This window comes from Leuconostoc fallax KCTC 3537, from assembly GCF_000165675.1.
Classification (GTDB): domain Bacteria; phylum Bacillota; class Bacilli; order Lactobacillales; family Lactobacillaceae; genus Leuconostoc_B; species Leuconostoc_B fallax.
This window is the reverse complement of sequence record NZ_AEIZ01000013.1, coordinates 1-17,108: the sequence shown is the minus strand read 5'-3', so window position 1 is coordinate 17,108 and position 17,108 is coordinate 1. Positions and strand designations below refer to the sequence as shown.

Annotated in this window: 17 protein-coding genes, 2 pseudogenes and 1 other annotated feature; of the genes and pseudogenes, 17 read left to right on the top strand and 2 right to left on the bottom strand. The window is 36.2% G+C overall.

All coding sequences use genetic code 11. The features are described from left to right. Positions 1-83: 83 nt before the first annotated feature. A complete protein-coding gene (locus tag LEUFL_RS0103115) occupies positions 84-1,436 on the bottom strand; it encodes an FAD-dependent oxidoreductase (RefSeq protein ID WP_010007396.1) in 1,353 nt (450 codons plus the stop codon). Between the two features lie 195 nt (positions 1,437-1,631). Next, positions 1,632-1,859 (top strand) — a binding site (T-box leader). 66 nt (positions 1,860-1,925) lie between these two features. Here LEUFL_RS0103115 and LEUFL_RS0103110 point away from each other — a divergent pair. The 3 genes from LEUFL_RS0103110 (at position 1,926) to LEUFL_RS0103100 (ending at position 5,281) form a co-directional block, all read left to right on the top strand. Next, entirely contained in the window at positions 1,926-3,311 is a 1,386-nt protein-coding gene (locus LEUFL_RS0103110) for an amino acid permease (RefSeq protein ID WP_010007395.1), read from the top strand. A 98-nt stretch (positions 3,312-3,409) separates the two neighbouring features. Next, positions 3,410-3,733 carry a hypothetical protein gene (locus LEUFL_RS0103105; protein WP_010007394.1) on the top strand — a complete coding sequence of 108 codons (324 nt, stop codon included), beginning with the start codon at positions 3,410-3,412 and terminating at the stop codon, positions 3,731-3,733. 192 nt (positions 3,734-3,925) lie between these two features. Further along, positions 3,926-5,281: an MFS transporter gene (locus tag LEUFL_RS0103100; RefSeq protein ID WP_033192905.1), complete on the top strand. Its 1,356-nt coding sequence runs from the start codon at positions 3,926-3,928 to the stop codon at positions 5,279-5,281. 45 nt (positions 5,282-5,326) lie between these two features. Here the strand turns inward: LEUFL_RS0103100 and LEUFL_RS0103095 are convergent, their stop codons facing one another. Next, entirely contained in the window at positions 5,327-6,376 is a 1,050-nt protein-coding gene (locus tag LEUFL_RS0103095; protein ID WP_010007389.1) for a 2,3-butanediol dehydrogenase, read from the bottom strand. A gap of 487 nt (positions 6,377-6,863) precedes the next feature. Here LEUFL_RS0103095 and LEUFL_RS12860 point away from each other — a divergent pair, with 487 nt between their 5' ends. The 14 genes and pseudogenes from LEUFL_RS12860 to LEUFL_RS0103030 all read left to right on the top strand — a co-directional run bounded on the left by LEUFL_RS12860 (position 6,864) and on the right by LEUFL_RS0103030 (position 17,100). Next, positions 6,864-6,977, top strand: a complete 114-nt coding sequence (locus LEUFL_RS12860) for a putative metal homeostasis protein (RefSeq protein WP_010007388.1) — start codon at positions 6,864-6,866, stop codon at positions 6,975-6,977. 52 nt (positions 6,978-7,029) lie between these two features. Further along, complete coding sequence (locus tag LEUFL_RS0103085; protein ID WP_010007387.1) at positions 7,030-7,965, top strand: metal ABC transporter solute-binding protein; 936 nt, start codon at positions 7,030-7,032, stop codon at positions 7,963-7,965. Then, positions 7,940-8,606, top strand: a pseudogene (locus tag LEUFL_RS11215) (ATP-binding cassette domain-containing protein). The gene LEUFL_RS0103085 and the pseudogene LEUFL_RS11215 overlap by 26 nt, the downstream one beginning before the upstream one ends. After that, the gene (locus tag LEUFL_RS0103075; protein WP_010007385.1) at positions 8,599-9,390 is read left to right on the top strand and encodes a metal ABC transporter permease; all 792 of its coding nucleotides are present in this window, start codon (positions 8,599-8,601) and stop codon (positions 9,388-9,390) included. The pseudogene LEUFL_RS11215 and the gene LEUFL_RS0103075 overlap by 8 nt, the downstream one beginning before the upstream one ends. Before the next feature lie 21 nt (positions 9,391-9,411). After that, entirely contained in the window at positions 9,412-9,855 is a 444-nt protein-coding gene (locus LEUFL_RS0103070) for a Fur family transcriptional regulator (protein WP_010007383.1), read from the top strand. 29 nt (positions 9,856-9,884) lie between these two features. Then, positions 9,885-10,775 carry an N-acetylmuramoyl-L-alanine amidase family protein gene (locus tag LEUFL_RS0103065; protein ID WP_010007382.1) on the top strand — a complete coding sequence of 297 codons (891 nt, stop codon included), beginning with the start codon at positions 9,885-9,887 and terminating at the stop codon, positions 10,773-10,775. A 335-nt stretch (positions 10,776-11,110) separates the two neighbouring features. After that, positions 11,111-11,272: pseudogene (locus LEUFL_RS13495) on the top strand (helix-turn-helix domain-containing protein); the annotation flags it as partial. A gap of 135 nt (positions 11,273-11,407) precedes the next feature. Next, a complete protein-coding gene (locus tag LEUFL_RS0103060; protein WP_029508623.1) occupies positions 11,408-11,596 on the top strand; it encodes a hypothetical protein in 189 nt (62 codons plus the stop codon). 2 nt (positions 11,597-11,598) lie between these two features. Next, a complete protein-coding gene (locus LEUFL_RS0103055) occupies positions 11,599-12,819 on the top strand; it encodes a bacteriocin-associated integral membrane family protein (protein ID WP_029508622.1) in 1,221 nt (406 codons plus the stop codon). Further along, positions 12,780-13,388 (top strand): hypothetical protein, encoded by a 609-nt coding sequence (locus LEUFL_RS0103050; RefSeq protein WP_010007381.1) that lies wholly within the window; start codon positions 12,780-12,782, stop codon positions 13,386-13,388. The genes LEUFL_RS0103055 and LEUFL_RS0103050 overlap by 40 nt, the downstream gene beginning before the upstream one ends. Further along, positions 13,385-13,993 carry an ATP-binding cassette domain-containing protein gene (locus tag LEUFL_RS0103045; RefSeq protein ID WP_010007380.1) on the top strand — a complete coding sequence of 203 codons (609 nt, stop codon included), beginning with the start codon at positions 13,385-13,387 and terminating at the stop codon, positions 13,991-13,993. Before LEUFL_RS0103050 ends, LEUFL_RS0103045 begins: the two co-directional genes overlap by 4 nt. An 11-nt stretch (positions 13,994-14,004) precedes the next feature. Beyond that, the gene (locus LEUFL_RS0103040; RefSeq protein WP_010007379.1) at positions 14,005-14,586 is read left to right on the top strand and encodes a hypothetical protein; all 582 of its coding nucleotides are present in this window, start codon (positions 14,005-14,007) and stop codon (positions 14,584-14,586) included. Positions 14,587-15,025: 439 nt separating this feature from the next. Then, the gene (locus tag LEUFL_RS11210; RefSeq protein ID WP_010007377.1) at positions 15,026-15,583 is read left to right on the top strand and encodes an NrtR DNA-binding winged helix domain-containing protein; all 558 of its coding nucleotides are present in this window, start codon (positions 15,026-15,028) and stop codon (positions 15,581-15,583) included. A gap of 101 nt (positions 15,584-15,684) precedes the next feature. Further along, complete coding sequence (locus tag LEUFL_RS0103030; RefSeq protein WP_010007376.1) at positions 15,685-17,100, top strand: nicotinate phosphoribosyltransferase; 1,416 nt, start codon at positions 15,685-15,687, stop codon at positions 17,098-17,100. Positions 17,101-17,108 lie beyond the last annotated feature (8 nt).

The window sequence follows — 17,108 nt, the reverse complement described above, 5'->3', positions numbered from 1 at the left end:
AGCGTTATCATTACCTACGACTAGTATACAGCGAATTGATTGAAATATAAAGCTGAGCGCTCGTAAAATGATGTTGAAATTATTTATTCTGTCGCTTCAATATCAGCCATTGCTGCCTGAGCTAACAAATTAAGATAGTTCCATGGTCGATCGAAGTTAGGCTGGAAGAAGAAATCAGACAATGCTAAGTCTTCGACCGTCATATGATTTTGGATTGCAAGTGATAATGTATTGGCGGATTGCGTGATGTCATATTTTGACATGAGTTGTCCACCAATGATACGTGAAGTGCCTTTTTCATAGACCAAGGTCATCAATACGTTCTCGGTGGTTGGCATGAACTCCGGACGATAATTATCCTCGAATGTTGTTGCAGCAGCATCAATTTGGTTCAAACGTGCATTTTCGATTGTCATACCAGTTGAACCAATGTTCCAACCGAAAAGATGTAAACCGGATGTACCTTGTGTGCCACGATATGCTAGTCTTTGTTCAGTTAAATTGTAACCGATGAGCATGCCTTGACGAACAGCATTCGTTGCCAAGGGAATATATTGGTCAGAATGGTTAGGATTGTAGTGCACGACAGTACTGTCGCCTGCAGCAAAGACATCTGGTAGGCTAGTTTGCATATACGCGTTGACCTTGATTGCACCATTTGGTAGCATGTCAACTTGTCCCTTTAGCAGGTCAGTCATTGGTTTGAAGCCGACACACATAATCACAAGATCGGCTTCGAATTCCGCACTGGCGGTTGCGACTTTCGTCACATCACCATTTTCATTAGCTTGGAATGAGGCAACATTTTCGCCAAGTGCTAATGTAACATTATGCTGACGTAACTCATCTTCTAAGACATCGGTAAACGGCTTGTCTAAGTACTTACTTAAAATACGATCAGCGCCATCAATTAATGTGACATCTTTACCAGATGAGGAAAAGGCTTCAACTAATTCAATACCAATGTAACCAGCACCAATAACGGTAATTTTTTGTGCTGACTTGGCATGAGCAATGATATCGTTAGCCTGATTAAAGTTTTTGCATAACAAAATATTATTTGAATCAATACCTTCGATTGGCGGAATAATTGGCCAAGAACCGGTTGTCATAACCAATTTATCATAAGATACTGTTTCAGTTTCACCCGTTGAAAGCGACTTGACATTGACTGACTTTGCATTAGTATCAATATTTTCAACTTCGTGTTCCATGTGAACTTCGGCACCAAGTGATGCTAGTTCTTCAGGATTTGAGTAGAATAGGCCAGAAACGTCTTTGACAACGCCGCCAACATACAAAGCAATACCACAAGATAGAAATGAGATATTATCATTTTTTTCATAGACAACAACCTCAGCATCGGGGTTGTTTTTTAAAATGCCTTTAACGGCAGCAGTTCCAGCATGAGTACAACCAACAACAATAACTTTCATCATTTTTCATCCTTTATTATATGAGATTTTAGTGGCTACTAATTTTTAGATAGTAATCACCGTATTCTTAATATATCAGGATATTGCGCACAATTGAACAAATTTGCTTGTGAATATAAGTAAGTTATTTCACAAACTAATGACGGAAAATAAATGCAGTTTGATAAATGAGTCAAAGTATATTACAATTAACCGTAATAAATTCGAGAAGGAAGAGTAGTAAGTATTTTTGTCGAACAGAGAGACTATGGTTGGTGTGAATAGTTGGCAATGACTTATGAAAACTACCTTTGTATTATGATAGGATTAGGTTGGTTTAATGACTGAAATTATCATCGGAAATTAGCCGTTATCCTAATAATATAGAGTTGTCATTTTTTAATTGACTAAATATGGGTGGTACCACGTGTCAGCGTCCCTAGATATATTGCATATCTAGGGACGCTTTTTGATTGGAAATGATGAGTAGAACGAACAGGTGAAAGTAGTATGGAGAGCAAAAAACAATTAAGTAGAGATTTATCCTCGCGTCAAATGCAAATGATTGCGCTTGGTGGAACGATTGGCGTGGGCTTGTTTATGGGGTCTGCAGCCACAATAAAATGGACCGGGCCATCTGTGTTGCTAGCATATGCTTTTGCTGGTTTTGTCCTTTATCTTATTATGCGTGCCTTGGGTGAGATGTTGTATCTTGACCCATCCACAGGTTCCTTTGCCAAGTATGGCTCCGAATATATTCATCCATTAGCTGGCTATTTAACAGCATGGAGTAATGTTTTTCAGTATTTAGTTGTGGGTATTAGTGAAGTTATCGCAGTTGGACAATATTTAGATTACTGGTGGCCAGGTGTTCCAGGGTGGATTACGGGAACCATCGTAGTGGTAACGTTGTGTATTGCTAATTTGATTTCCGTGAAGGCCTACGGTGAACTGGAATTTTGGTTTGCGTTAATTAAAGTGGTTACGATTATCTTTATGCTGATATTGGGTGCCTTGGTAATTTTGCTAGGGTTTGGCAATCATTGGCAACCGATTGGCTTTTCTAATTTGTGGTCACATGGTGGTTTCTTCACAGGTGGTGTTAAAGGATTCATTTTTGCGCTATCTATCATTATGGCTTCCTATCAAGGTGTTGAAGTCATTGGTATTACGGCAGGCGAAGCCAAAAATCCGAAAGTGACCGTGGTAAAATCAATTAAATCTATTGTAGCTAGAATTTTAATTTTCTATATTGGTGCAATTTTTGTGATTGTAACGATTTATCCGTGGAACCAATTGGATAAAGTCGGTTCTCCGTTTGTGGAAACCTTCTCACGTGTTGGCATTACAGCTGCAGCCGCAATCATTAATTTTGTTATGGTAACAGCAGCGATGTCGGGTTGTAATTCTGGTATCTTTAGTTCAAGTCGTATGTTATATACTTTAGGATTACGCAAAGAGTTGCCACAACGCTTTGTTAAGTTGTCACGCCACCGTGTCCCAACGTTACCAGTAATCGTGATGTCGGTTGGTATATTTATTGGTATGATTTTAAACGAGGTATTACCATATTTCCTAAAGGGCAGTACAAATATATTTGTGTTAGTTTATAGTTCGAGTGTGTTACCAGGAATGGTGCCTTGGTTTATTATTCTAATTAGTCAATTGAAGTTTAGACATCGTCATCTACACGAAATGGCGGATCATCCCTTTAAGATGCCGTGGTATCCTATGAGTAACTATTTTGCCCTATTATCATTGGTGATCACATTGATATTTATGTTTATTAATGATGAAACACGAGTACCATTATTAGTAGGAATTGCCTTTTTGATTATCATGTCAATCATTTATTTTGCTACACGTTCAAAGCATGAATCGGCTAATAATCATTAATACGCATAATTTTATTAAAAAAATCATATGTTTAGCGATATGCCCTTGTATAGCGTATTCTTATAAGTATAAGGAACGGATGCGAAAGGGGAAATATTATGAGTAATTTTAATATTATGCAGCGGCGCAGTAAATTAGAAAAAATATCTCATCGTTTTCACGATGTGTTAGATTTGTCAGATGATGCAATTGATTACGCACTTAGTCAATTGATATATGTTCAAAGATTAGCTTCAAATGCTGATATGGAGCAATATCGTTCGCATCTTGAATTACAATTACAGCAAAAGAAATTGATTACGAATGATTTGTCCACCGAACAATTTGTTGGTTTAATGTTAATGTTAGACTTTGAAGAAATTGCAGGTATTTGGCAAAATCCATATACCATCGATGACGGGACAACGAGTTATTACAAATAACCAACACGCAATTTAAGAAGTGATTGACGTATCTATTTCGAACATGTTACAGTAATATACGTTTAGTCGTACAGATAACATGCTACATAGCATGTCGAGAAGGAGAGGCGATTTCTATTAATTTAGAAATGGTCTCTCCTTTTTTGCGAGATAGTAAAGTTGAGGTAATTGATTTTGACAAACAACAAGCAAATGAATTTAGGATTAGCGATATTAGCGATCGGGGTGATGTCCTTTGCGGGCGTCTTGATTGAAACGGCAATGAATGTTACTTTTCCAACATTGATGCAGCAATTTAACATTGCAACAGCCGATGTCCAGTGGGTAACAACGATTTATTTATTAACGATTGCTGTCACGGTGCCATTATCTACTTATCTATTTAGGAATTATAGTATTCGAGGATTATTTATTTTTGCTAATTTAACATTTTTAATCGGATTATTAATTGATTTTCTAGCACCGTCATTCTTATTATTGCTGGCTGGTCGGTTATTGCAAGGTGTGGCAACAGGCATAGCATTACCGTTAATGTTTCATATCATCTTAGTATATGCGCCAATTAGACAACGCGGTACAATGATGGGCATTGGTACATTGACAACATCAATTGCACCAGCAATCGGCCCTACTTATGGTGGTATCTTAACGACACAACTGTCTTGGCATTTTATTTTTATTTTCTTAGTACCTGTTTTACTTTTATCGTTAGTATTAGGGTTAAAGGTTATACCTTATCATCAGGTTGAAAAAACGGGTCGGCTGGATATGGTCAGCTTATTTGGCTTAGGCTTATTATTTACGGGTACATTAATCTTTTTAAGCCAAATAGGTACTCTGTTTGGGTGGGTAGCATTAGCCTTTGCTATCTGGGGCACTTGGATTTTTTGGCACCAATCACGACATCGTGATCAAACGCTAATTAACATTAAAGTGTTGGAAAATCGAACATTTCGGCTATTTTTGTTGGGCTTTCTTGTGTGTCAGTTTTTATTATTAGGTATCTCGTTTGTATTACCTAATCTAATTCAGATTGTAAATGGAAAAAGTGCTTTTATTGCTGGGTTAGTCATGTTACCAGGTGCCACAGTAGGCGCATTACTTTCGCCGTTATCCGGTAAATTATTAGATAACTGGGGTGCTAAACGACCGATATTGTTTGGTCTAGGATTGTCCAGCTTGGGTTGGGGATTATTAACGCTTATTCTTGGTGTTAATCCATTATGGGGATTTGTGTTTAGCCATGTTGTATATATGGTGGGTTCTGGATTAGCGTACAGTAACCTTATGACAACGGGGATGAGCGCTGTTTCTGATGAAATGCGTGGCGATGGTAACGCGATTTTTAATACATTACAACAATTTTCAGGTGCAGTGGCAACATCGCTAGTTGCTACAATTATTAATGTTGTTCAAAATCACAGTCAACTAGGTTATCAAAAAGCAACAGTCTTGGGTTCACAGTTGGCACTATTTGTCTTATTCTTAGCATTGATCGTCATTTTGTGGCGTTGCTGGCTATTTTTTAGAACACCAAAAGCATCTTAACCAACAAAAAAGAACACGATATCATATCGTGTTCTTTTTTGTTAATTAAAGCGTCTCGTCTAATTTAATTAAAATCTTAGCTTGAGACTTATCATGTGTGAGTGATTCAAAACCATCAGTGACGATATTGTCTAATGCAATCTCATCAGTAATGACAGGTTCAACTTTTAGTTGTCCACTTGTAATTAAATCAACAGTTTGTTGGAATGTTTCTTTGGAGTAGGCAATCGTTGTTGTGAGCTTGACACCCGCATTCATCAATTGCATTGGATCAAATTGAATTGGACGGGCAAAGATTGAAACAATGACCATATTACCGCGAGGTTTTGTAGAAGCAATGGCCTGCTCGAATGTTGGTTGTACGCCGGCTACTTCAAAGCTAACATCAACACCACCTGGAACTAAGGCTTTGATGGCCTCAACAGCATTACTATCTGCAGGATTAATCACATCGGTTGCGCCCATTTCAAGTGCTTTTTGCAGACGAACGGCTGATAAATCTACAACGATAATTTTCGTTGCGCCTGCTGCTTTAGCTGCGGCAGCGACGAGAACACCAATTGGTCCAGCACCATAGATTGCAACTGTTTGTCCGAACTTCAGGTCACCCTCTTTAACTGCTTGAACAGCAACTGCACTTGGTTCAATAACAGCGGCAGTACGGAGATCGTAATTTTGTGGTAATGCATATAGGTTGTCTTCTGGTACATTAACAAATGATGTGAAACCACCATCTGTACTTAAGCCGATAAAACTATAGCCATCATAAACGTCAACAGTATCATCATGAATACCACGTGTCACTGTTGGGTTGATGGAAACGTGATCACCTGCTTTAAAGCGTGTGACATCACGACCAACTTCTTCAATAACACCAGAGAATTCATGACCCATAGTTAAGGGTGCTTGACCACCAGTCAATTCATCAGTCTTGTTTACTGGAATAAATACAGGGCCTTCCAAGTACTCATGTAAGTCACTACCACAAATTCCGGCCCATGCCACACGAACAACGACTTCGTTATCCTTATGTGCCTTTAACTCAACGTCTTCCACACGGATATCTTTGACACCATGCCACACAGCTGCTTTCATTAATAATGCTCCTTTAAATTATGATATAAGCATTGTAAGCCCTTCCAATTAAAAACGCAATAGTTTCTGAAAATTAAAAGATAAATCTATACGACACAGCTTAAATCAGCCTGAATGTTTTCAAAAATTAGTCATATTCGATTGCTGAATATTTTCATTTTTTAACCATAACGGACACTAAAAAGTAATAATTACTATTTAATGTTGATATTTAAATGAAGAGGTGCTATAGTATTGGTTATAGATAGTAATCATTATCATTTGGAACAAAGCGACATGCATATGTGTTTTGATCCTCATTGTGATTTATTTACATTCATTAACTTACACCCACGATTTCTATCTAAATAAAAGAACCCGCCGATGGGTTCTTTTATTTTTTCAAAAAGTAATGATTACTTTTTGTTGACTTTAAAAGTAATCATTACTATAATGATAATGTTGCGGTAAGTGATAAGTTAAAAATAATGGGAAAGAGAGTGAGCAGATGGCAGAAAGAGAAGATGTCAGCAGTGCACAGCGCCGATTACATAGTCCTAATATTAAGACACGTAAAAGAGCTTTGAAAATTATTAAAGATGCTAAGCGTCGGCAACAATAATTTGTCATATTAGCATACATAAGTTTGTTACTTAATATAGAAGGAAAGAACAATGAAGCGTAAAACATTTTATGGTGTGATTTTAGTTGCAGTGGTTGTTATTTTGGGATTAATTTTTGCTTTTGGTGGCCATAAAAAGGATGCCAATGATCAAAAAGATAAAGACCAAATTCAGGTTGTTGCCTCAGTTGATTTTTATGGCGAAGCCGCGAAAGCAGTGTTGGGCGATCATGGTAAGGTAACATCAATTATTGATAATCCTAATTTGGATCCTCATGATTATGAACCAACAGCCAAAGTTGCGAAAAACGTCGCAAAGTCTGATTTAGTCTTGTATAATGGTATAGGCTATGATTCATGGATGAAAAAATTAGCTAAAAATGGTAAAGTCAAGCAAGTCCGTGTTGGTGAAGACATCTTGAACAAAAAAGATGGTGATAACCCACACTTGTGGTACAGTACCAAGACAATGCCAGCAGTTGCTAACTACTTAGCTGAAGAATTTGGTAAGATTGAGCCAAGTCACAAAAAAGAGTTTGAAGCAAATGCTAAAAAATATATTGCTAGCTTGAAGCCAATTCAAACAACAGTTGACGAATTAAAGGCTAATAGTGATAATAAGTTAGCTGATGTCAGCGAACCAGTCTTCGATTATTCATTGCAAGAGTTGGGTTACCGTAAGAATAACAATCACTTCTCTAAGTCTGTTGAAGATGGTACTGATCCTTCACCTAAGGATATTAAGGCAATGCAAGATGACATCAAGTCTAAGAAGATTTCGTTCTTCGTGCAAAATACACAGGCAACGGATAAGACAGTTGATAGTCTTGTAAGTTTGGCTAAGAAAAATGATGTGCCGGTACTTAAGGTAACAGAAACAATGCCAAAGGGACAAAATTATAAGCAATGGATGTTATCACAATATAATCAATTGAAAAAATACAAGAAACAGAGAAATAGTTATGAAACAGAGCGTGTTAGCTGTTAACAATCTCAATATTTCTGTTCAAGAAAGGCTCCTAATTAAGAGCCTTTCTTTTGTGATTTCTGATGGTTCATTAACTTGTATCACTGGAGATAATGGGGTTGGAAAGACAACATTAATTAAGACATTATTACGATCAGTTGAAACCAAAAATGAGCAGATTGATTTTTCAGTGAAAAAGTCTGATATACAATTAGTACCGCAATTTAGAGATATCGATGACGAATATCCTTTACGCATCCAAGATTTTGTCGCCCTCAGCTTACAAAAAGGGATGTTACCTTGGTTAAAAAGGAAGAAAAATACGTTTAAAGCGGGTTTTATCGGATACTAACCTAACAGATATTGCTAATGAAAGTTTAGGGCGTGCTTCTGGTGGTGAAAAGCAACGTGCCTATCTGGCACAAGCATTAATTACAGATCCACGTTTATTAATATTAGATGAAAGTACTGCCAATTTAGATAAAAAGTCACGGCATATTTTGTTGGCGTTAGTCAAAACAATTATTAAAAATAAAAGCTTGGCAGTTATTTTCATTACTCATGATCCTGAATTGGTTGATTTATTTGGTGATTATGAATTACATATTGAAAATAAAACAGGAACTTTCAAAAAATTGACGGGGGAGGATGCTGATGTTTGAATATGCTTTCATGCAATATGCATTTATTGCGAGCCTGTTTATTTCAATATTATGTGGTGTGATGGGGGTCTTTGTTGTTGCACGACGTACGGCATTTTTCACACATACACTGTCAGAAATTAGCTTCTCAGGTGCAGCTTTTGGTGTCTTTATGGGAATTTCACCCATTAGTGGTATGATTTTGTTTACAATAACGAGTGCGCTTTTTGTGGGTGTTTCTGGTAATCAAATTAGCCGACGCGAATCATCTATTAGCGTTTTCTCCGCTATTTTTATTGGTCTTGGTATTTTATTTCTATCCTTGTCTGATAAACAATCCAGCTATGCTACAAATATTTTATTTGGGAGTATTGTAGGAATTGACATTCATGGCTTGCATGAATTAATTGCATTGAGTATAGTAATTTTAGTAGTGGTCGCACTAATTTATCGTAAGCTGAAGTACACAACGTTTGATGGTGTTGGTGCGCAGTATAATTCTACGATTAATATGTATGTTTCAATTTTATTTTTGGTACTGGTTGCTTGTACAGTTAGTGTTACTGCACAAGTTGTCGGTTCATTATTAATTTTTGCTTTACTCACGATACCCGCTTCGGCAGCTAAATATTTGGCTAAAACCGTTGTTGGGATGATGATTCTAACGTTTATATTTGCTTTAATCGGTACATGGTTAGGATTATACTTGAGTTATTTGACGAATTGGCCAGTGAGTTTCTTTATTACAGCTATTGAAGGTGTGATTTATACTTTAGCTTTGACTTGGAACAAGGTAGATAATTAGAAAGGTAGGCGTGGCATGGGAATGGTGACGGAGTACGATACAGCATTAGATATTTTAAAAAAGAGTGCGTTTAAAGTGACAAAACAGCGGATGGATCTTTTAAAGTATTTGGCAACATTTGAAGAGAATTATGTGTCAGTGATTGATGTTGATCACTATATGCAAGATATTTATCCTAACGCCAGCCATGCGACGACGTATCGTAATATTAAAGAGTTTACACAGCTTGGGCTATTGGAACAACGCTTGGATAATGGACAATTATATGTTAAATTCCAGTGTGATTTTCATTCACCTCATCACGGTCATTTTATTTGTCAAAATTGTGGTCGTGTCATTAAAATTGAATCACCAATCGATGACCACCTTGAATCTCAGTTGACGGATTATGTTGTGTTGGGCTATAAATTAGAGATATATGGATTATGTAATTTATGCCGTAATGATGATCAGGTAACCGATTAATACACTGTATTGTGGTGTGGAGGTGTCATATGTCAAAGATAAAACATTATATCTTGAATAATAAAATTGGTCTTGCGATTACCTTTGTCATATTGACAATATTTATCGTGATATTAATATTATTGTTACGTATTAATGTGATTGTGAATCAGGTAGATGATTTACAGATTCGCCAATCGCCACAACCAACGGCGAAATCTTTGGCAAAAGTACCTAAGGGGACGAAGCTGATTGTACTTGATAACAAAAGTGCATGGTATAAAGTGCGTCGAGACGATAAAAATGATGACCAGACCGTCGGTTGGGTTGCAAGCTGGGTTGTACAGTCTAAGCATTTAAAGCGTAGCACGCCCTTGAGTGAGGCAACGATTCAACTAGATGCTGGTCATGGTGGCTCAGATAGTGGTGCTATTGCAAATAATGGTAAGAGTTTTGAGAAAACTTACACGCTCAAAACAGTAAAACGGGTTCAAAAATTGTTAGAACAACGCGGTGCCCGTGTTGTTCTAACGCGTGATGATGATCATTTCGTCTCGCTAGCACAACGACCAGAAATTTCTCGCAAACAAAATGTCGATGTTTTTATTTCATTTCATTTTGATTCATCAGATGAAGCTAATACGGCTTCTGGTATAACACAATATTATTATCATAAACAAAATCATTCTAAGATCATCGCGCAATATCTTTCAAAGCGTCTAAATAAGTTGCCATTAAAGAATCGTGGTGTTGACTTTGGTAATTTCCAAGTGCTACGTGATAATCAACAGCCGGCAGTATTATTAGAAAATGGTTATATCAACAATGATAAGGATTTCAGATATATACGCAGGGTCAGTTATCAGCAGCAGATTGCTAATAACGTCACAGCGGCGTTAAATGATTATTTTAATCACACTGTAGAGACGAATCCTAGATAGAACCTTATGGTGTGTTGGGCATACTTAACGATCAAATTAAATATCTGCTCCTTTTATTCAGGCGCCATGTGTTGACATTATAGCAATACATGGCGCCTGTTTTTATTTGAACACGCCTATTGATGAATATAGATTGACTAATTTATCCAAAGATAAATCATCCAATGGGATGTTGGTAGGTGCGTTTTGATGTTAATACTTCCTAATAGTAGTGACGTATTATATGATATTATTATGATTATCGTTGTAGACAACGTGCTATAGCATAAAAGGGGGAGCAGTATGGGCGTTCATTTGGGGGAGAACCTAAGATATTTGCGTAAGAAAGAAAATTATCTCAAGAAAAATTGGGAGAGATTTTTCATGTCGGGCAACAGGCTATTGCAAATTGGGAGACTGGAAGGCGGACACCGGATGTGTTTACAATATTTCATATCGCAACGCATTTTGAAATTAATCCGACTTTGTTAGTGCATACCCAACTTAAATTAAAGTGAAGTTACGCCATTTGGGCGTAACTTTTTATTTTGCGGTTCGTTATACTCAATACTGTGTCAAAAAATGACATTTTTGAGTATATATGAAGAATCTATTGTAAATATATTTTTTACGAAAGTGAACAGGATAGAATTTTGAAAATAAAATTTACCTTTCTTGGCACGGTCTTTGCGTTGCTTGTCATGATTGGGGTTATAGCAATTAATAATACGACGATGCCAGCACCTTTACCGGTGGATGGTGCTATTTCTCTAATGGTTGGTAATACCTCAAATGATAAAACTTATCAGACACTACAAGAGATCACAAAAAAGACAATATAAATATGTATAAGTCGTATGTGAATACTTCAGGTGAGGTTGATTACTATAATTTATCTGAATATCCTAAGAAGCATTTTTTACATAAGGTGAGTGCAAATGGGATTATCTATACTTCAGGTAAATTGAGTGATCAGTCATTAAAAGCACTAAAAACAAGGGGTATTACGGTTAGTGCGAATCAATCTTATCCTTGGTTTGTTGGTGGATTGATACAATTTAATGGGCAATTTAGGACAGTGGTAACAGTAATATTGTTTGCACTAGCATTCACTGGTATCTTTATTTTCGATGCACGATCTATGAGAGAGCGTATGATCCGTTTTGCTTTTGGTAAAAATGTTATCAATATCAATGATGTTTTATCGCCTGTTGTATTGATTATATTAATTGGTAGTGCCATGCTACTGTGTTATGCTGTAATATTTGGTCAGGGATTTCGAACGCTTAGTACCCAATTATTTATGGCATTAGTGATGACTGACATCATTATTTTTAGTAGTATGATCATTTTGTCGTTGGTGATAGTGAAATTTATGATTCATTTGGAAAAGCCATTAAACGTGATTAAGAATAAAGCCAAGGGTAAAAGTATCTTTGTTATCTGGCTTTTATTAATCTGTATCATGGTTATTGCTGTCGGTAAACTTAACGAACAGGTTCAAAGTAATAAACAACAATTAAGTGCTCAAATCAATCATTTGAAGCCTTGGTATGCACTAAAAGGCTGGCAAAAAACACAACCTTTTGATGCCGCCCAAACTTCAGAAAATGGTCAACTACATAGTAGCGGAAACAGTCAAAGGGATGTAGATTTAGTTAAAAAATTAGGCAGTCATCACTATATTTATATGACACAGTCTACAGCTAATATTGCACCATTCATGGTAGGCGATGCAAAGGATGGATTTGTTAATCAGTTGAAAAGAGACGGCATTACTGATCCAGATTTGAATCAAAAATTGTGGTATCTAAATAACACTGCCATAAATCGACAAGCGATAGATTATCCATCGCAAACATATCCCTATCATATGAATAAAGCAGCAACAATATATATCCCCAAACGGTATCAAAATAAGCAACAGTCCTTAATTAATACTGTCTACGTTGAACAATTAAAATATTATAATTTCTCAAAAGATGATATTGAAATCAAGGTTATTCCTGAAAGCCAAATGGTTTTTTGTATAACGAAAATGCAGTTCGTTTTTCAGGTAGTGTAGACGACTTATCTAAAAGTTACGGTAGTCTACGTAATCAGATTTTAGTTCGGCTAAACGATCGTCTATTGTTAGAACATAATGCCGCAACTTTTGCCAACAATATCTTAAATACAAAAGGCATTTTGAGTCCGCAAGCAATTAAAATGATTAGTCAAGAACAGGACCATTTAACGAGTAGCACGGTGGAACCGTATCAGGCAGTTATTTTGAATATTAAAGATTTAAAAAATCAACTGCTAATTGCAAATATATTACAGGTAGTGATGTTTAGTGCAGTCATTATTAGTGTGACAGCGTATATTATCACGATTTATAAATTTGAGTTACTCACAATAGTCAAGAAGAAAATGATTGGCACAACGATAATTACAACCTACATACCTTATTTGTGGCCGTTAATGCTAACAGTGGGTATTGCGACTTTGGTCATAGCTACATTCGAGAGACAAAAAATGCTCGCAATTATAACATTTGTGATTATCATAATTCTGGAAATCATGACAACAACTATTTTTAATCAAAAAATCAGAAATAATTACACCACGCTTCTTAAAGGAAATGACATATGATTACTATTCAATCTCTTAGCAAAAAGTTTAATCATAAAACGGTTTATGAAAACGTTGAATTGTCTTTTGAGCCTAATAAATCATATGCATTGGTTGGACAATCTGGATCAGGAAAAACAACTTTATTAAATGCAATTGGTAGATTAGATCGCCCCACTAGCGGGAAAATTACAATTGACGATGAAGATATATGGCAGATTAAAGAAAAACGCTTTTTTAAAAATTATTTGGGTTACGTCTTTCAGAACTATGCCTTACTTGATAATAAAACGGTTTTACAAAATTTAAAATTAGTCAATAAAGACAGCCAACAGATCAGCCAATCTTTAGAACAAGTTGGATTAGATAACACCTATTTAAAATCAAAAATTTATGAATTGTCTGGAGGACAAGCCCAACGTGTTGCAATTGCACGAATGATTTTAAAGGAAAAGAAGATTATTTTAGCGGATGAGCCGACGGGCGCTCTGGATGAGAAAACAGGCGCAGAAATAATTGATATCTTATTGAATCAAGTCAGTCAAGAAACGTATGTCATTATCGCAACACACGATTCAAATGTTTATTCACGTGTTGATGAAGTAATCGATGTTACGAATTTATAGAGGATTAAGTCATGAAAAAATGGTTAATAGGTATTATAGGACTTCTGGTTATTTTAACGATTAGTATTGTTGGATTCAATATTTATCATCGTTTAACGACGTATTCACCTGGAAAAACGTCAGATAATCCGACAGTTTACTTATCTTTGGGAACGCTCACCAATGACGAAACTAAAATTTGGCAATACGTGGTAAATGCTGACGAGGTAAAAAATCTGGGTGGTAACCAGTATGAAATTACGGTGCAACAATTTAATAGCGTCCAACAGTTAGAATCTGCCTTGAAATCCCAAGATGTTTTCTTTGGCATTGGCTTAACGCAACAAAATATTGATACTGTTAATCATAATCCAAGTGTTGTCGCAAAAGGTAAGACCGGCATCGTACCTTTGGCATCAACACATGATGAATTTAAGGGGTTAACAGGTTATAAGGGATTAAAGCAAGGCGGCTTGATAACGAGTGCGGTTTGTCAATATGAGGCGTATGATGGTCCGGATAAGCAAAAAATGTTTGTTGATAAGATAATTAATATTTATAATAATCAATCAAATCAGGCATGGATCACAAAAAATTATCCAAATTATCAATAATCGGATGAGTTACTATATCTATGAATAACAACATTATTTAGTGTGAATGGGTTGTATATTCCCAAAATTACTATTAATAAAAAATATCTTTAAGTTAAGTATGTGATTCTAGCTATGAAGATATTTTTTATTTTAACTTTTAATGACTACATATTGATAAATTCCTGGATCAGTAAACTGAGTATGGTATAGTAAAAATATTAATCACTACAGTTTATTGGAGAAAGTATGATTGATGATATTATTGAACGTCCGGTTGTCGCCATTGATAATGTGATTTGGACATATCAAGAAGAAACTAAAAAATACAAATTCTATTAGTCAAAAAAGTGAAGCACCTTTTAAAAATTATTGGGGATTACCAGAGACATTTCTACGTGTTACTGAAGATGCTGATGAGGCAGCACTACGCTTAATTCGAGATAAAATTGGTATTCAATTGACAAAATTTCATACAGAGCAATTGAAGACGTTTACCAATCGAAATCGCTTTGTGAATAATGCTGTTCGTCATCTTTCATTAGCCTACATGACATTTTTACCTGGCGCACCAAAATTAGTACCTGGATATGGTGCTAAGGATGCCCGTTGGTTTGATGTGAGTTTTGCTAATGATGATAATTATAACCTCATTTACGGGCAATACCGTTTTGAGACGGTATCTGAATATACCAATGATGAACAATTCTACGCTCAAAATAAACATGATTTACCGGAAAATCAGCGTTTAGCTTTTGATCATCGATTAATTTTGAAAGAAGCTTTTATTCGGGTTCGCAATAAGTTAGATTATGCACCATCTATTTTGCACATTTTGGGTCATCATTTTACGCTACGGACAGCTAGAGAAGTGTATGCGGTTTTCTTACGTGTGTCTTATCAAGAAATTGATAATTCGAATTTTCGTAAAACACATGCGCATATTTTTGAAGAAGTGGGTATTGAACCGACAGGAATGAAGGGGAGACCAGCAAAGCTTTACCGATTGAAGCGTTAAGTTTTGACTAATAGTATAGAAACGACTATACTTTACTATTAAAAGTAAATAATACCTAAAAAATGAATTGCAATAGCACAATTCACTAGGAGTTAATAAAAATGAATTTATCAATGGTGATGGACCTTTATGAGTTATCAATGGCCAACGGTTTCCAGCAATCACTAGCTGGAGATGAGGGTGTTTTTGACGTGTTCTATCGTAAGGTACCAGATGACGGAGATTTTGTTATTTCAGCAGGATTAGAATCTGTCATAACAGCTGTTCGCGATTTTCACTTTGATGCGGATGATATTCAATATATTAAAAATTTAAATCTTTTCACGCCCTCTTTTATTGATATGCTGATTAATTTTAAGTTCACGGGTGATATTTCAGCAATTCCAGAAGGAATACCAGTTTTACCTCGTGAACCTTTATTGACCGTAAGTGGACCACTTGAACAAGTACAACTCTTAGAAACAATTATTTTAAATTTGATTAACTATCAATCATTAATTGCGACTAAAGCACATCGGATTACGAGTGCTGCTCAAGGAAGAGCGGTGATGGAATTTGGTTCCCGTCGTGCACAAGGACCTTCGGCTGCCGTTTTGGGTGCGCGCGCCGCTATTATTGGTGGATGCAGTAGCACGTCAAATGTTTTGGCTGCTAAACAATATGGCTTGCCTATTTCAGGAACAATGGCACACAGCTGGATTCAAGCTTTTCCTGATGAACTCACTGCATTTAAAAAATGGGCTGAGATTTATCCTGATAATTGCTTATTGCTGATTGATACGTATGATGTTTTAAGTTCTGGCTTGCCACATGCGATTCAAGTTTTTAAACAATTAGCAGCCGATGGCCACCAGCCAATCGGTGTTCGGATTGATTCTGGCGATATTGCCGCATTGGCACGCGAGGTGCGTCAAGTTTTGGATCAGGCTGGTTTGCATAAAGTTAAAATTACAGCATCAAGTGCCTTGGATGAACATATTATTCACGACATGATCAATGATGATGTGCCGTTAGATAGTTTTGGTGTTGGCGAGAAATTGATTACTAGTGCAACATCGCCCGTATTAAGTGGTGTGTTCAAATTGTCTGCCATCAGGCGTCATGGAGAAGTGATACCTAAAATTAAAATTAGTGGTACAGCTAGTAAAGTGACATTACCTGGAGAAAAGTTGACGTACCGATTGTACGATCGTGTAACACAGCAAATGGTTGGCGATCTTATTGCACTTAAGCATGAACAGGTGATGGATACAATTATTGGACAGAGAATCAATGGCAAAGTTCAATCTCAAGAAGAAACACTAACGCATTTTATTGCGATACCATTGCAACAACAAGTATTTAATCAAGGGCAAGTTGTGTATGAAAGCCCTGACGTTTTGCATATTCAACAGGTTAAAAATAAAAATGTAACGGCGATTACCCAAACATTAGCAGAACGAACAGATTATCCAGTTTATATTTCAAAAGCGTTAGCGCAGCTACAAGCAGAATTATTAAATCATAATGAATCATAAAAAAGGCG

Coding starts and splice junctions, on each gene's coding strand:
- LEUFL_RS0103085 (WP_010007387.1), top strand. CDS start 7,030: ATGAAGCGTAAAACATTTTATGGTGTGATTTTAGTTGCAGTGGTTGTT.
- LEUFL_RS0103095 (WP_010007389.1), bottom strand. CDS start 6,376: ATGAAAGCAGCTGTGTGGCATGGTGTCAAAGATATCCGTGTGGAAGAC.
- LEUFL_RS0103110 (WP_010007395.1), top strand. CDS start 1,926: ATGGAGAGCAAAAAACAATTAAGTAGAGATTTATCCTCGCGTCAAATG.
- LEUFL_RS0103040 (WP_010007379.1), top strand. CDS start 14,005: ATGAAAAAATGGTTAATAGGTATTATAGGACTTCTGGTTATTTTAACG.
- LEUFL_RS0103100 (WP_033192905.1), top strand. CDS start 3,926: ATGAATTTAGGATTAGCGATATTAGCGATCGGGGTGATGTCCTTTGCG.
- LEUFL_RS0103070 (WP_010007383.1), top strand. CDS start 9,412: ATGGTGACGGAGTACGATACAGCATTAGATATTTTAAAAAAGAGTGCG.
- LEUFL_RS0103115 (WP_010007396.1), bottom strand. CDS start 1,436: ATGAAAGTTATTGTTGTTGGTTGTACTCATGCTGGAACTGCTGCCGTT.
- LEUFL_RS0103065 (WP_010007382.1), top strand. CDS start 9,885: ATGTCAAAGATAAAACATTATATCTTGAATAATAAAATTGGTCTTGCG.
- LEUFL_RS0103105 (WP_010007394.1), top strand. CDS start 3,410: ATGAGTAATTTTAATATTATGCAGCGGCGCAGTAAATTAGAAAAAATA.
- LEUFL_RS12860 (WP_010007388.1), top strand. CDS start 6,864: ATGGCAGAAAGAGAAGATGTCAGCAGTGCACAGCGCCGATTACATAGT.
- LEUFL_RS0103030 (WP_010007376.1), top strand. CDS start 15,685: ATGAATTTATCAATGGTGATGGACCTTTATGAGTTATCAATGGCCAAC.
- LEUFL_RS0103075 (WP_010007385.1), top strand. CDS start 8,599: ATGTTTGAATATGCTTTCATGCAATATGCATTTATTGCGAGCCTGTTT.
- LEUFL_RS0103055 (WP_029508622.1), top strand. CDS start 11,599: ATGTATAAGTCGTATGTGAATACTTCAGGTGAGGTTGATTACTATAAT.
- LEUFL_RS0103045 (WP_010007380.1), top strand. CDS start 13,385: ATGATTACTATTCAATCTCTTAGCAAAAAGTTTAATCATAAAACGGTT.